This is a genomic window from Confluentibacter flavum, from assembly GCF_002843175.1.
Lineage (GTDB): Bacteria > Bacteroidota > Bacteroidia > Flavobacteriales > Flavobacteriaceae > Confluentibacter > Confluentibacter flavum.
The window spans coordinates 38,911-54,479 of record NZ_PJEO01000031.1 but is presented as its reverse complement, the minus strand read 5'-3'; the positions used below and the strand labels follow the sequence as shown (position 1 = coordinate 54,479).

Sequence of the window (15,569 nt, the reverse complement as noted above, 5' to 3'; positions counted from 1 at the left end):
TACTACTCAACTGGCTACCACTGCTTTCGTTGCGGCTGCAAATGCAACTAATGCTAATTTAACCGGGCCGATTACAAGTTCAGGAAATACCACTTCTGTAGCTTCCCAAACTGGAACAGGATCTAAATTCGTAATGGACACCTCTCCAACCTTGGTGACACCAGTTTTAGGGGTAGCCACTGCAACGAGCGTGAATGGAACAACGATTCCAACCTCAAAAACATTGGTTGTAACAACGGATAAATTAAATGTTCTGGCATCAACAACATCGGCAGAATTGGCGGGCGTTATTTCAGATGAAACTGGAACAGGAAATGTTGTTTTATCTGTTTCTCCTACCTTTACGGGTGCACCAGTTGCGCCAACGGCTACTGCGGGTACAAATACTACTCAACTGGCTACCACTGCTTTTGTGACTACTGCAAATGCAACTAACGCTAATTTAACCGGCATGGTCACTTCAGTAGGTAACGTGGCTTCTTTGGGTTCGTTTACTTCAGCAAATTTATCAGGTGCAGTTACGGATGAGACAGGAACAGGAACAGTTGTTTTTGCTAATTCACCTACTTTTACTGGAACACCATTAGCGCCAACCCCTACAGCGGGAGATAATTCCACAAAAATCGCCACAACTGCTTTCGTTGCAGCTGCTGCAAGCCTAGTTAGAGAAGTTGCCGATGAATTTACAGCTACAGCTTCCCAGACAAGTTTTGCTTTGACGCAAACACCATCTTCAAATAGTAAAGTGAAAATGTATGTCAATGGCATCCGCATTAGCAATACCGCTTACTCGGTAAGTGGAAATACACTGACTTATAACCCTGATAATAATGGGGGTCCGCTTGCGGTAGGAGATAGAATTCAAATGGATTTTTATTATTAATTAAAATATAAAAGTTAAAGAATTTCCAGAGGATGACAACTTTCATTCGATATAAAAAAGTAATATTTTTTCTATCGTATAGAAATTCAAATAGAACTTAATAAGTTACAAATAGATGAATTATCAATATAATGAGAACATATCAATCAAAATTTGCGTTTAAAAATGGTTCAATTAAATTTTATATTTTATGTGCCATTTTGCTAACAACTCTTTCTTCGGTAAATGCGCAAACACCGCCAGGTTTTAATCGTGTTGTTTATGAGGGATTTAGTTATACTAGTGGTACCTCTTTACTAAATGCTAACAATGGTACAGGTTGGACAAGTGCTTGGTCTAGAGCATACCAAGACATGTATTTTAAAACTTCAGACACTGGATTTGCTTATACAGATTTAATTACTGAAGGGTTAAAAGCGGAATTTGATGCCACTTGTTACGGAACTTGTAATGATATTGCAGCTCTAAGAAGATCACTTCCTTTACAAAATAATGGCGTTGTTTATTTTCAATTCATTTCAGTTTTTGAAGCGTCTGGTGGTTTTGGCACGCCTACCATTCGACTTTTCAGTGAGGGGACACGGACCGGCGGTGTTGGTGCGAGTAGTGGTTCTTTCATGTCCATATTGGATGCTACTCTTAGTAATACAGCTACCTCAACGGCAAGTTTGAGTGCACAAAACCTGGTAGTGGTTCGCATAGACTATAATTTGAATAAAACGGAGATGTGGATAAATCCTGATTTGTCAACGTTTGATTATTCAAATCCAATCAGTCCATCGGCAACTGCTTCAGGATTTTCGCCAAGTTTTGACAGAATGGATATATTCATAAGATCCGGAAGCATTGATGAAATTTCAGTTTTTTCAGCTATTTCAGCACCAACAAGCATTACTGGAAATAATACGATTTGCGCCGGTGACAATACCACATTATCCTCCTCTGGCGGAACTACTGGATCAAATGTAATTGATGTTTGGCATTCAGGGGCATTTGATGAAGCTTTTTCTGAAGGTTGGGATACGCAGCCTTATACCACAAATCAAAGTACAATTAATTCCAATAACAACGGAATTCTAAATGTGACGACAACTGGGGGGGACCCACAAATAAACATGTATAATCTAGGTTCATTCGACCCCTCAGTATATAAATACATTAATTTTCGATACAGGGTGGTTTCTGGAACAGCAGGAGCGGCTCAAATTTTCTTTACAAATTCAGCGATAACAGGTGCTACTGCTGGATATTCAGTAGGCAAATCGTTGATATCCGATAATGCTTGGCATATTGCAACTATTGATATGTCAGCAAATGCAAGCTGGATAGATAGCAATATTACCGGGTGGAGATTTGATTACACTGGGGCTTCAGGTGTAACTATGGATATCGATTTTATACAACTAGGGACAAGCCCCATTGTAGGCACCGGAACATCACTATCGGTTGCGCCAGCAGTAAGCACAACTTATTCTGTCAATAGAAAAGGGCCAAGTGTCAATACAACGGCTATCTCTCAGTTAGTAACCGTAAATCCATTGCCAATACCAACGTTTACGACACAACCGGATAATGTTGTGATTGATTCAGAGGTAACTTATACTACCCAATTGGGCCAATCTAATTATGTTTGGACAATCCCTGGTATTGTAAATACCGATTATTCAATAAGCTCGGGTGGCACTTCCTCTGATAATACTGTTGTTTTAAAATGGTTAAAAACAGGGAGTAAAGCGATTCAAATTAACTATACCAATTCAAATAATTGTGTGGGTGCTACAGCAACATCTTCAAATAATATTAATGTAAGAAACTATGGAATTACTAAAAATGGGCAAAAAAGTTCAGACCCTATCAATTCTTTAAATCAGTATGGCGCAATAGGTTCAGGAAAAAGTTTAAGCGTTTATGGTGAAATTATGAACACACCGTAGCAACCAAAAATAGGAGAGACCAATCATGGAGGAATCGTTTTTGATACCTATATAGATGGTTCTGGTGTAACACGTGCATTGCTTCAACAGCCGATCTGGCAAAAAGCATATTGGGCTGATAGCCGGATCAAATACTATAAATTTGGACAAGAATGGAAGATTGGGAGGTAATGCGGGGGTATCCCCAAACGGAGAAATAATTGGTGAATAAAACAACAACCGGATATGGTTAGTGGTCCGGGTAAAATTCATTTTAACTTTCGCTTATTTTTAATATAATGAGAACATATCAATCAAAATTTGCTTTTAAAAATGCTACAAATAAATTTTATTTTTTTTGTGCCATTTTAATAACAACTCTTTCTTCTGTAAATGCACAAGTTTGTGAGTCAGGAGAAGCTGTTGCAAGTAATTCTATTATTTGTTCTGGAACTAATACTACCATTTCAGTAATTGTTCCCAAAGGGTCTATTGCTTGGCAGCAATCCTCTGATGGCATTAACTGGATTAATGTTAGCTCTGGTTCTAGTGTTACAAATATAACACCTGCCTCGACTGAGGTTAAAAATTTTTCTTATACAGGTTCAGAACAAACTTTTATAGTACCAAGGGGAGTAACTTCTATTATTGCAAGTGGTTATGGAGCTGCTGGTGGTCATGGTTCATCTGATTTTAATGGACGAGGTGGACTCGGGGGCAGCTTAGAAGCAACTTTATCAACAACACCAGAAGAAACTCTTTCTATTTATATAGGAGAGCAGGGACATAACACAATAGGAAATCCAGGTACGAATTCACAACCAGATAATCAATGGATAGGAAGTGATGGTTTAGGAGGATTTAATGGAGGAGGTAATGCAACATCTGGCTCTGGTGGTGGTGGTGGTTCTACAGACATAAGACAGAATGGTAACACTTTGTCAGATAGAATTTTTGTAGTTGGTTCTGGAGGCGGAGGAGGTAATCAAAGAAGAAATTCAGATTCTGGTGGTAACGGTGGAAATGGAGGCGGCTTAACAGGAGCTACTGGCGTTAATGGCGGTCCTGACATATATGGCAATAGTGGTGGTATTGGTGGTGGTGGTGGTTCGCAATTAGCTGGAGGTAGTGCATCTGGCGGAAATGGTGCTACTTCAGGTAGCCTTGGTCAAGGTGGATTAGGTGCAACAACCTCTAGAACTGGCGGCGGCGGCGGCGGCGGTTACTATGGCGGCGGCGGCGGCGGTCATAAATCTGATAGATCTGGTGGTGGTGGTGGTGGTGGCTCATCTTTTACAACAGGTACGATTACAACGAATGTTCAGGGAGATACAGCTGCAACCGGAAATGGTTCTTTAACCCTTAGCTTTACTGTTCCTGAGTTTGTTGAGTCTATATACACAACTCCCAATTTAACTGCTAATACTTATTACAGAGCAGTAGTTACAGATGTTTCATGTACAGAGAACTATAGTCTACCCTCATTAATAACCGTAAATCCATTGCCAATACCAACGTTTACGGCACAACCGGACGATATTGTAATTGATTCAGAGGTAAGCTATACTACTCAATCGGGCCAATCTAATTATGTTTGGACAATCCCTGGTATTGTAAATACCGATTATTCAATAAGCTCGGGTGGCACTTCCTCTGATAATACTGTTGTTTTAAAATGGTTAAACATGGGGAGTAAAGCGATTCAAATTAACTATACCAATTCAAATAATTGTGTGGGTGCCACAGCAACATCTTCAAATAGTATAAACGTAAGAAACTATGGAATTACTAAAAACGGGCTTAAAATTTCAAATCCTGCCAATTCTATAAATCAGTATGGTGCAATAGGTACTGGAAAGAGTGTAAGCATTTATGGTGAAATTATGGACACACCAAATAGCTTGATTACATCGGGCTTAATCATGCATCTGGATGCGGGTAGTACATCTAGTTACTCAGGAACAGGAAATAACTGGTCTGATATAAGTGGCAATGGAAATCATGGAACTCTTGTGAATGGTGTAACATATAATAGTGCTAACAGTGGTTCTTTAGTTTTTGATGGCTTGAATGATTATTTTGTAACAAATAACAATTTAAATCTCTCAGATACAGATAAACTAACCGTTCAAATCATTCTAAAAACGGCAACTACTAACGGAAAAATGATTATGGAACATAGCATTGACTGGAATTCTAATAATGCTTATGGCGTTCTTGCCGCAGACAATAAAATGCAATTTACAGACCATAATCTAGGTTATAATGTACGCAATTCAGTAGCGACTATAAATGATAATAATTGGCATGTTTTATCAGCAACTACGGATAGAAGTCTAAATGCGACAAACCAAACTGTGATTTATATTGATGGTGATGCTCCAAATAGTGTAATTGATCCTAGCCTTGCTAATGACAACAGCGGAAATTTTACAAGTCATAAGCTATATATATCCTCTAGAGCTGGAACTGGTTATTATTTTAACGGAACTATTGCCCAGGTATTAATCTATAATAGAGTGCTTACCGCTGAAGAAATCCAACAAAACTACAATGCCGTAAAATCAAAATATGGTTTATAATGCTTCTTTAAATAATATAACATTAAGCACAAGTGGGTTTGATATGATATCTGGAACACCAAACATTTTTATTAACAATAATTATGAAACCATTACACTAATGGAGGTTCCTAGTACAAATAATGTGGATTGTGAAGTAATATGGGTATTAATATATGTTAAGTATTATGGTCGCGCAATTTGGCCTTTATACTAAATAAATTCAATATCCACTATCCCCTAAAAATTAAAAATGAAATTAACACTTTTCCCATTACTAGTTTTAGTCCTATTTAGATTTCTTCAAGTTTGTGCGCAATCGTCAGTCGATCAACACGGCTTTAGAAGAAAAAGTTCCAATCTGACAGATGCATGATTTTCAACTTGGATTAGATAGAAAGTTGATTTAAAAAAACTTTAAGGAACAAATTATAAAATATGCAGAAAGGGTTATCTTATTTTAAGTTATCCCTTGTTAATTGTTATTGATTTATTAAAATTGTTACTGATTCGATCAAAAACCCCTTCGTAATTATACGCAAGCTTTATAAAATGCTTTTTTATCAATATGTTTACATAGTATTTACGAAATATTAAAACACTCTATTTTCTCAAATATAGAGATTTGTTGATATGCTATTATCAGTTTTTTTATTTATTGAGGGGTTTAATTTTGATTGATAATTTTATCGCACAGTTTTTAAAAGGTTGTCTTAATTTAAGGCAACCTTTTATTTTTTAATCTTTTAGCTATTAAAATACGTAATTCATCTTATTGATTTCATGTATTCTAAGTTGCATTTTTGGTTTGCTATTAACCATAAAACAAATTCAACAATGAAAAATTAAATCAATTAATTTTAACAAAGATAAATGATGGTGTTGGGTTAGTAAAGTGAGTAAGGATTCAGGTAAAGTTGATAAAAGAATTAGTGTTAAATGATAGAAAACCAGAGTATAGAGTAGAGGAATTTGGAGGCTTTTTGTATTATAAAGCAAGTGCCAATATCATTTACGCTTATAACTTTCAAAATTAATCCTGTGTTGAGGTTTTTTTTAAATTAAGTGTGATATTAACACTATTACGCTTAATCTTTTTTTATAACACTTAATCGAAAAATTAGTTGAGGTTCAACATATTAAATTATTTTTAAGATGCTATTAATCAGTTGAAAATAAACATCAGTTGCGATAATCATTTAAAAAATTATTTGCGATTGGTGTTTTTTTTATGCTAGTTATTTACGAGCACTTTAGATGATATAAAACTATCGGATAGGGAAGTGCAAGTGCTAGAACAATTAAGCAAAGGTTTGAGTTATAATGTCATTGCAGAGCATCTTTTTTTATCTACAGGAATTATTAGAAAACATATTGAAAATATTTATAAAAAACTACAGGTGCACAATAAGTTGGAGGCTGTAGAAAAGCCAAAAAGAACAATATTAATAAACTTAGTTTAACGTTTAGATAATATGTGTTCGAGTTTATGACACTATATTTGTATAAATATTTGAATTAGTCAGTAACATTAGTTAGACTTCTTTGTCGAAGAAAACTAATGTTTTTTTGTGCCCAATTGTTACGGTTATAGTTTTGTTTTCAAACTTGCCCAGCCGCCGCCGTTTATAACTTCAATGTTATGGCGCTTTAAAATACTTGCCGCATTTCCAGAGCGCATACCACTGGCACAACAGGTTATAATTGGTTTGTTTAATTTTTTAATATCATCTATTTTAGAATCGATTATTTGCAAGGGTATGTTTTTAGAACCTGTTATGGCGCCTTGGCTATATTCGGCTTTTGTTCTAACATCAATAATAATAGCACCCTTATTTAGAAAACCTTTAATGTCTTCTTCTTTATTTTTTAGAAAAAAATCCAATAGTCCCATAATTTTTATTTTTTACAAAATTCGTCTATTAATTACAAACTTAATGTAACAATAGTTACCACCATTTTTTTCAGTATCTTCGATTTTTAATTCTGAAACATGCAAAAGGAAACGGAATCTTACGTAAAACTTTCTATTGAAAACACGGTTGGATATATAGAATTCTTCCATCCAAACCGAAACTCCATGCCTAGTGATATTTTATCCCAGTTAGAAGAAACCATCATTGAAGCTGGTAAAAATGACGCTTTTAATGTCATTGTTTTAAAAAGTGGCGGTGATAGAACGTTTTGCGCTGGGGCGAGTTTTAATGAGGTCATCGCTGTAAATGATGCTAAATCCGGAGAAGTTTTTTTTTCTGGTTTTGCCCATGTTATTAATGCCATGCGTAGGTGTCCTAAACTTATAATAGGCCGTGTTCAAGGGAAAACAGTTGGAGGCGGTGTGGGTTTGACAGCGGCAACAGATTATTGTTTGGCAACCAAATATGCCTCTATAAGGCTAAGTGAATTAAGTATTGGTATCGGGCCTTTTGTAATAGAGCCAGCTGTTTCAAGAAAAATAGGTTTGGCGGCCATGTCTCAAATGAGTATAGATGCGGAAACGTTTTTTTCTGCAGAATGGGCAAAAGAAAAAGGTTTATATGCCGATGTATTTGAAACAGTTGAAGCTTTAGATGACGCCGTGAAAGTTTTAGCAGAAAAACTAAGTGCTTATAATCCTGATGCTTTGAAACAAATGAAAACCGTGTTTTGGGAAGGTACCGAACATTGGGATACCTTGCTGATTGAAAGAGCAAAAATTAGTGGTGTTTTGGTTTTAAGTGATTTTACAAAATCAACTTTAAAACGATTTAGGTAGATTAGAAATATGTTAAAAACAAAAAAGCAACTTTCTCAAGTTGCTTTTTTGTTTTGTAATTATTGCTGCGCTCCCGGAGGATATTTTTCCATGATTTTTGAAACAAACTCTTTAATACGTTCTTCTTTTTGTTCCATATTTCTGCTTAAAAAACCAGATCCCATACCTTGCCAAACCAATTCTATTTTATTGGCATCCAATAAATCTACAAACAGAACACCTTCGGTAGAGGTAGATACGTTGGGTTGGTTCCATCCCCAGCCCCAACCAGGACCGTAAAAACCACCCATGCCCCATGGACCGAAGCCTCCCCAGCCCCAGCCGCCCATGCCCCAGTTGTTGTTGTAAACATCAACACGTTGGTTGGACTTGGTAAAAATACTCACTAACAAATCTGGGTTTTCAGATTTTGTAAAACCTTTGGCTAAAAGCTCAGTTTCTATCGCTCGAAGAATCCTGCGTTTGTCTAAATCGTTGATTTCGGCTTTATCTATGCCATTTTTAAAAAAAGCAAATGTTTTGTAAGCACCAAAATCGGCATTTTTATCGTAATCGGTCGCTACACGCACAGAACTGCATGATGTTACCACAAATAGAATTACTAAAAGCGGTATGGTTTTAAATACATTTTTCATAAAAGTTTAGTTTTAAATTTTCTTTTCAACAATTTTTTCCCTGAAATCTTAAGGTTAAAACACTCATAGCATTGGTTTTATAGAACTTTTCAGTATTAGTATTAGCATCAAGAATCATACCAACTGACAGGGGTTTAGGAGATTCCGAATCTAATTTCTATAACTATTTTTTTTATCATGGCCGTAAGGACAATGCCTGCAAGCACTTTCACAACAATACCCTCGTTTTAAAAGGTATTGTTCCGTAAAACATCTATAACCTTCTGGCGTTAGATAAAAATCACCTTCTTCAACAGGTATTATTTTCTTCATAATATAACAAAGATAATGTAAATTCGACTATTTTTTAAGCGTGTTAACGTATGATTATAGTTTCTAAATATTTAGTGCCCAAAGGTTACACAGGCTTTGCGTTTTTCCCATTTGTGTTTGTGAAGCATACATATTTAAAGGAAGATACTTGTTTGTTGAACCATGAAAAAATTCATTTAAGGCAGCAACTAGAGTTATTGATTGTTCCCTTTTATGTGTTTTATGGTATTGAGTTTTTAGTGAGATTATATCAATATAAAAGATGGCATTTGGCTTACCGAAATATTTCGTTTGAGCGTGAGGCTTATAATAACGAATCCAATTTAGCATACCTAAGACACAGACCTTTTTGGTGTTTTTTAAAGTATATTAGCAACCATGATGTTCCAATTACATAAAAGCGTTAATCAGCAAATTAGTTTACCTTCTCATTATGGAGTTGAATTATTTTTAAAGCGCGAGGACCAAATCCATCTATTCATATCTGGCAACAAATACAGAAAATTAAAATATAATATTGAAGAAGCACAAAAAAGAGGATATAAAAAACTGCTGACTTTTGGTGGGGCATATTCAAACCACATCGCTGCTGTGGCTTTTGCAGGAAACATGTTTGGTTTTGAAACCTTGGGCATCATTAGAGGCGACGAGCTAAAAGATAAAGTGGACGATAATGCGACGCTTTCATTTGCAAAGAAGCATGGTATGCAATTTAAATTTATGACTAGGGAAGCTTATAGAACTGACAAATTAATAGAGAAATATCAAGATTATTACATCATTCCCGAAGGTGGTACCAATGCTTTGGCAATAAAAGGTTGCGAAGAAATACTAACTGAAACGGATGTAGATTTTAACTATGTATGCACCTCTGTTGGAACGGGTGGGACTATGAGCGGACTCATAAATTGTTCACAACCTAGTCAACAAGTTTTAGGCTTTCCGGCTTTAAAAGGTTCCTTTTTACAAGAAGATATTAGTAAATTTGTATCGAAACATAATTGGGAACTAGTAACGAACTACCATTTTGGAGGGTACGCTAAAATTAATTTAGAGTTAATTCGTTTTATAAATGAGTTTAAAAAAAAGCAACATATTCCGTTAGACCCCGTTTATACTGGAAAAATGATGTTTGGAATTTTCGATTTAATTCAAAAAGATTATTTTCCAAAAGGGTCAAGAATTTTAGCCATTCATACGGGCGGATTGCAAGGTATAGAAGGCATGAATAATTTATTAAAACAAAAAAACTTACCGTTAATTGAATAAAGATATGAACAAAGTAGTGCTTATATTAGTAGCATGTATGGTGTTTAGTTGTGGTTCTAAAAAAGAGGCAGCTAGAAAAAAGGATCCTAGAAAAACCAATACGGAGCGTGTTGTCATTCAGGAAAAGTCTGAGGATAAACCTGTAATTAGAGAACCCCAAGAACACACCACCACCACAGAAACTAATATGCCTATAAGTTCTACTGAAGATTATATAGCCACATTTAGTGCGATAGCCCAAGAAGAAATGCGTTTGTATGGCATTCCTGCTAGTATCACCTTAGCGCAAGGTATTTTAGAATCTAATTCTGGTAAAGGAAGACTTTCTGTAGAAGCTAATAACCATTTTGGAATTAAATGTCACGATTGGACGGGCGATAGAATTCATCACGATGATGATGCATCCCAAGAATGTTTCCGAAAATATATAGATGCCAAATATTCCTATAGAGATCATTCTCTGTTTTTAACTACTAGATCAAGGTATTCAAAATTGTTTGATTTGAAGAAGAATGATTACAAAGGATGGGCCAAGGAATTAAAAGCGGCAGGTTATGCAACCGATAGAAAGTATCCAGACAAATTAATTAGTTTAATAGAACGCTACGATTTAGATAAATTCGATGAAGCCGTCGTTGGATATAAATATGAAGAAACGGTTGCTTCAAATAGAACGGGAAATACAACCTATACCGTGGTAAAAGGAGATACATTGTATTCTATTTCTAAAAAATATAATATGACGGTTAAAGAACTTCAAGATATGAATGGTTTGAGAGACAATGCATTGAGCATCGGCCAGGAATTATTAATAAAACCACTATAATTTATGATTTATAAACGAAGTAGTGCCTTATTTTCTGAGGCAGAACGCGTTATTCCAGGAGGTGTCAATTCACCGGTAAGAGCTTTTAAAGGCGTAGGAGGGACTCCCATTTTTGTAAAAGAGGCAAAAGGTGCTTATTTATATGATGAAGATGGTAACCGTTTGATTGATTATATCAATTCTTGGGGCCCTATGGTTTTAGGTCATGCTTACCAACCCGTTGTAGATGCTGTGATAGAAAAAGCAAAAAAAGGAACATCCTTTGGTATGCCTACAGAAATTGAAACCAAAATAGCGGAATTAGCCGTTTCTATGGTGCCAAATATTGATAAAATTCGTTTTGTTAACTCAGGAACTGAAGCCTGTATGAGTGCCGTTAGATTGGCAAGAGGTTACACCAATAAAGATAAAATAATCAAGTTTGCTGGTTGTTACCACGGACATAGCGATTCATTTTTAATCCAAGCAGGCAGTGGTGCTAGCACCTTTGGAACACCTAATAGTCCCGGTGTTACAAAAGGCACGGCAAAAGACACCTTACTTGCGAAGTATAACGATATTGAAAACGTCAAACAATTAATTGAAGCCAACCCCAATGAAATTGCTTGTATTATTATAGAGCCTGTTGCTGGTAATATGGGTTGTGTGCCTCCAAATGAAGGGTTTTTACAAACATTAAGAAATTTGTGTGATGCCAATAACATATTATTGGTTTTTGATGAGGTGATGACTGGTTTTAGATTGGCTAAAGGTGGTGCCCAAGAGCTTTATAATATTAAAGCGGATATCGTGTGTTTCGGAAAAGTTATTGGTGGGGGGTTGCCCGTTGGTGCTTTTGCAGCTAGTAAGGAAATAATGGATTATTTAGCACCAAGCGGACCTGTTTATCAAGCAGGAACACTAAGTGGAAATCCGTTAGCCATGGCGGCAGGTTTGGCTATGCTTACACAATTAAATCAGGATGCCCAGGTTTTTAATCGATTGAATAAAAAAACGGCATATCTACATACAGGGATTGCTAATGTAATGAATAAAAACGAGGTTGTTCACACCATAAACAGAGTTGGTTCTATGATTTCCGTTCACTTTGCCAAAGATGCTGTTGTTGATTTTGAAACGGCTGCTAATGGTAACAATGATACTTTTAAAAAGTTCTTTCACGGTTTATTGCATGAAGGCGTTTATATTGCACCTAGCGCTTTTGAAACTTGGTTTATCACAGATGCGCTATCTTATGAAGATTTAGATTTTACTATTAATGCTGTTAATAATGTGGCTAAGACTTTATAAAAAAAAAAGCATTTCCGATAGGAAATGCTTTAATCACTAATCACTAGAATCTAACTAAAATCAATAACTCAATTTAAAATCGTTTTTTATTAAGAGAGGTTCTGTCTTGGGAAAATCGTTTTTTATTTTTCATGCCTTTTTTAAATCCATTTGTCATTTCAGATTGGCCTTTCTCCCATTTTGTGTATTGCTCAGCATCTAATAGCAATTTCATTTTCGCTTTTGTGGCAATTTGATGGTCTAACCTTTCATTTGTCATTTTTAAAAGTTCTTCTTTAGAAGGTCTTTCCATATCTCCACTTGCTCTTTTAGCTTTGCGAGCAGTCATCATGTCTTTACGTTTGTTAGCGTTTTCTAAATTTATTTTATAAATCTCCTGTTGTTGAGATTGGTTTAAATCTAAACGTAAAGTCATTCTTTTGGTTTGCAGTTCAGCAGATTCTTCTGGTGTTAATGCACTCATATTTTGAGCCATTTCTTTTCTATCTGGACGTTCCATTCTTTGTTGTGCAATAGCTTCAATCGAGATTAAAGCTATTAAGATTAATAGTGCCTTTTTCATGCTTATTGTTTTATGGGTTTGTTTGCTAATATGACTTCATGAATTTATAAAGGTTTAATAAGGGTTACTATTTTAACTATTGATTAACACGCGTTAACTTTTTTAAATTGGATATGTTATGAGGTTGTTTCAGCCAAAATGCTCTTTAAAAATAGTGAGAACATTAAGCAAATAATTGATAATTCCTTAAAGAATTTAACACTTGTAAATTTTTGTCTTAAAAAAAATGTAAAGTTTTGATGAGCAATGTTAAACATTTCTAAATTCATTTTAGAACATGAAACTTATTACGTCTATTTGTAGTGTAATTTATTTAAAACATAGAATAGTTAATAAAATTATTTAGTTTAATAGTAGATTAGTAAAGTTTGGTTGGTTAGTTAGTAAAAACCCCGTGATTCTTGAATTACGGGGTTTTTTTGTGAAAACAGACAACAGACAATAGAATTAATTTTTGTTGAAATGAAAAAGTAACATTTTATATAGAAGTTCTTTTTCAAATGGTTTGGGAAGGTAATTGTTCATGCCACTAAAGATGGCTTTATTGATGGCCTCAGTGGTTACATTGGCCGAAAGACCAAAAATAATAACTTCTTTATTTTGATTTCTGATCAATTTTGTTGCTTCAAAACCATCCATTTCTGGCATATGTATGTCCATAAAAATTAATTGATAGTCTTTTTGTTCTACTTTTTGTAAAGCAATTTTCCCATTTGCTGCTGTATCAGATTTTACACCCATACTCTCAAGAAGTTTTTTTAGAACGATGATATTGACATTATTATCATCAACTATTAAAACTTTTAAATCGGATAGATTGATATTTTTTTTAACGACTGATAAATTTTCCTTTTCCTGATTTTTGGCAATCTTAAATGCGATGGATATTTTAAATTTTGAGCCTTTATTGAGTTCACTTTCAATAGTTATTTCTCCACCCATCATGGTTACTAAATGTTTAGAAATAGCCAATCCTAAGCCACTACCTCCATATTGTTTTTTTGTGCTGATATCAATTTGGGTAAACCTGTTAAAAATAGTGTCAATTTTATCTTCAGGAATACCAACTCCCGTGTCTTCGATAGTAATAAGTGTTTGTAACTCATTTTCCATTTCTATTTCGCTATACGTCAATACAACCCCTCCTTTATTGGTAAATTTTAAGGCGTTTTTAAGGATGTTGCTTACAATTTGAAGCAATTTGTTTTGATCGCCTAATACATTTACAGCTAATGTATTTTCAAAATTTGTTTTTAAATATAGGTTCTTTTTCAAGAAGAGAAATTGGTTAATCTCTATTAGTTCTTTTATTTTCTCTAAAGGATTGAATACCATTTCGTTTAACTCAATATTACCAGATTCTATTTTGTCTATATCTAAAATATCATTTATAAGATTTAAAAGGTTGTTGGAAGACATATCCATTAAATTGATGTACTCTTTATTAGTTTTGTTTAGTTTACTGTTTTTTAATAGTTGAATAAATCCTAGAATGGCGTGTAAAGGAGTTCTTATTTCATGACTCATATTCGACAGGAAATCTGTTTTTGCTTGTGACGCTTTTTCTGCTTTTTTTCGGGCATTGTTAAGGTTCTTATTGGCTCTTTTTAAAGCTAAATTGGATTTCCTTGCAAGTATGCTGCCTTTTTCTGCTTTTAAATAAAAATGGACAAGAAGGGAAACAACAATAGATAAAAACAAACCAACAATAAGGGCCATATTTTTAATATATAATGCTTCTGTCAATAGTAATTGTTCTGTCGGGAATACGTTTAAGCGCCATGTTTGTTTGTCAGATTCATCTACTTCTACTGTTGTAGTATAAACAATTTCCCTTTTAGTTTTGAGTTTTATACCTCTATTTACATCATAAAATAAATTTCCTTTATCGTCGTAGAGTTCAATACTGTATTGGTTTTCTAGGTAATCAACAAACCTATTGAAGTTTACACTGAAATCCATACCTGCTGTAATGGTCCCTTGAAACCGATCATTGAAATACACAGGGACATCAACAAGAAAGGAGTGTCCCTGTTGTGTTAGTTTTATCCAGGATGTTATATTGGTTTTGCCGTTTTCGGCATGTTTAAGCCATTCATCTCTTCTGTAATCAAGATTTGATATGTCTAAGTTTAGGGCCTCTTCATTGCCTTTATAAGGATTGATCTTTTTGATGACCATTAAACTATCAATCCATTCAATAAATATAAAAGAGGCATTTTGTTTTAATAATAAATTGGCATCATGTTCCCAGTTCTCATAATAGCTGCCATTTGTAAACTCTAACCTGTATTTAAGATTTTCAAGATTGGATATATCTCCATTAATGATATACTTAAACTCTTTTGACAACAATGCACCAGTTTCATAGACTTGGGCTTTTATTAAAGAATGATGTCTATCTAGAGATATTTTGTATAGGATAAGAATTAATGTTACAAGAACCAAAAAAGAGGTGATAGGCAGGAAATTTAAAAATCTTTTTTTAATAAAACCTTTTGGCATTGCAGTAATTTAGGGTTGCTACACCTAAAGGTACTGTAATTCTGACGATTTTTAAAAA

At 34.6% G+C, this 15,569-nt stretch carries 14 protein-coding genes; 9 read left to right on the top strand and 5 right to left on the bottom strand.

Annotation, left to right across the window (positions count from 1 at the left end):
- From CSW08_RS09400 to CSW08_RS09380, 4 genes are all read left to right on the top strand, one after another.
- Positions 1 to 883: hypothetical protein (locus tag CSW08_RS09400; protein WP_203226867.1), on the top strand; the 883-nt coding region annotated here is incomplete at its 5' end.
- A 131-nt stretch (positions 884 to 1,014) separates the two neighbouring features.
- Positions 1,015 to 2,817 carry a hypothetical protein gene (locus tag CSW08_RS09395; protein ID WP_106659634.1) on the top strand — a complete coding sequence of 601 codons (1,803 nt, stop codon included), beginning with the start codon at positions 1,015 to 1,017 and terminating at the stop codon, positions 2,815 to 2,817.
- Between the two features lie 278 nt (positions 2,818 to 3,095).
- Positions 3,096 to 5,378 carry a glycine-rich protein gene (locus CSW08_RS09390; protein WP_106659633.1) on the top strand — a complete coding sequence of 761 codons (2,283 nt, stop codon included), beginning with the start codon at positions 3,096 to 3,098 and terminating at the stop codon, positions 5,376 to 5,378.
- Positions 5,379 to 6,619: 1,241 nt separating this feature from the next.
- Positions 6,620 to 6,820 carry a response regulator transcription factor gene (locus tag CSW08_RS09380; protein ID WP_106659631.1) on the top strand — a complete coding sequence of 67 codons (201 nt, stop codon included), beginning with the start codon at positions 6,620 to 6,622 and terminating at the stop codon, positions 6,818 to 6,820.
- 125 nt (positions 6,821 to 6,945) lie between these two features.
- Here CSW08_RS09380 and CSW08_RS09375 read toward each other — a convergent pair whose 3' ends face one another.
- Positions 6,946 to 7,251 (bottom strand): rhodanese-like domain-containing protein, encoded by a 306-nt coding sequence (locus CSW08_RS09375; RefSeq protein WP_106659630.1) that lies wholly within the window; start codon positions 7,249 to 7,251, stop codon positions 6,946 to 6,948.
- Between the two features lie 99 nt (positions 7,252 to 7,350).
- Between CSW08_RS09375 and CSW08_RS09370 the strand changes: the two genes are divergently transcribed.
- The gene (locus CSW08_RS09370) at positions 7,351 to 8,112 is read left to right on the top strand and encodes an enoyl-CoA hydratase/isomerase family protein (RefSeq protein ID WP_106659629.1); all 762 of its coding nucleotides are present in this window, start codon (positions 7,351 to 7,353) and stop codon (positions 8,110 to 8,112) included.
- Between the two features lie 59 nt (positions 8,113 to 8,171).
- On the opposite strand, the gene CSW08_RS09365 is transcribed toward CSW08_RS09370, so the two are convergent.
- Positions 8,172 to 8,747, bottom strand: coding sequence for a DUF4136 domain-containing protein (locus CSW08_RS09365; RefSeq protein WP_106659628.1), 576 nt, complete (start codon positions 8,745 to 8,747; stop codon positions 8,172 to 8,174).
- Positions 8,748 to 8,897: 150 nt separating this feature from the next.
- Positions 8,898 to 9,059 carry a DUF5522 domain-containing protein gene (locus CSW08_RS18090; RefSeq protein ID WP_157831456.1) on the bottom strand — a complete coding sequence of 54 codons (162 nt, stop codon included), beginning with the start codon at positions 9,057 to 9,059 and terminating at the stop codon, positions 8,898 to 8,900.
- Positions 9,060 to 9,109: 50 nt separating this feature from the next.
- On the opposite strand from CSW08_RS18090, the gene CSW08_RS09360 reads away from it, so the two are divergent.
- Genes CSW08_RS09360 through hemL form a run of 4 tightly spaced genes read left to right on the top strand, consistent with a single transcriptional unit; the run spans position 9,110 to position 12,444 of the window.
- Complete coding sequence (locus tag CSW08_RS09360) at positions 9,110 to 9,457, top strand: hypothetical protein (RefSeq protein ID WP_106659627.1); 348 nt, start codon at positions 9,110 to 9,112, stop codon at positions 9,455 to 9,457.
- Positions 9,438 to 10,328 carry a 1-aminocyclopropane-1-carboxylate deaminase/D-cysteine desulfhydrase gene (locus CSW08_RS09355; RefSeq protein WP_106659626.1) on the top strand — a complete coding sequence of 297 codons (891 nt, stop codon included), beginning with the start codon at positions 9,438 to 9,440 and terminating at the stop codon, positions 10,326 to 10,328. Before CSW08_RS09360 ends, CSW08_RS09355 begins: the two co-directional genes overlap by 20 nt.
- A 4-nt stretch (positions 10,329 to 10,332) precedes the next feature.
- Positions 10,333 to 11,154, top strand: a complete 822-nt coding sequence (locus tag CSW08_RS09350; protein ID WP_106659637.1) for a glucosaminidase domain-containing protein — start codon at positions 10,333 to 10,335, stop codon at positions 11,152 to 11,154.
- Positions 11,155 to 11,157: 3 nt separating this feature from the next.
- Positions 11,158 to 12,444: a glutamate-1-semialdehyde 2,1-aminomutase gene (gene hemL / locus CSW08_RS09345; protein WP_106659625.1), complete on the top strand. Its 1,287-nt coding sequence runs from the start codon at positions 11,158 to 11,160 to the stop codon at positions 12,442 to 12,444.
- 73 nt (positions 12,445 to 12,517) lie between these two features.
- On the opposite strand, the gene CSW08_RS09340 is transcribed toward hemL, so the two are convergent.
- Positions 12,518 to 13,006, bottom strand: coding sequence for a hypothetical protein (locus tag CSW08_RS09340; RefSeq protein ID WP_106659624.1), 489 nt, complete (start codon positions 13,004 to 13,006; stop codon positions 12,518 to 12,520).
- A gap of 447 nt (positions 13,007 to 13,453) precedes the next feature.
- Positions 13,454 to 15,511 (bottom strand): ATP-binding protein, encoded by a 2,058-nt coding sequence (locus CSW08_RS09335; protein ID WP_106659623.1) that lies wholly within the window; start codon positions 15,509 to 15,511, stop codon positions 13,454 to 13,456.
- Positions 15,512 to 15,569 lie beyond the last annotated feature (58 nt).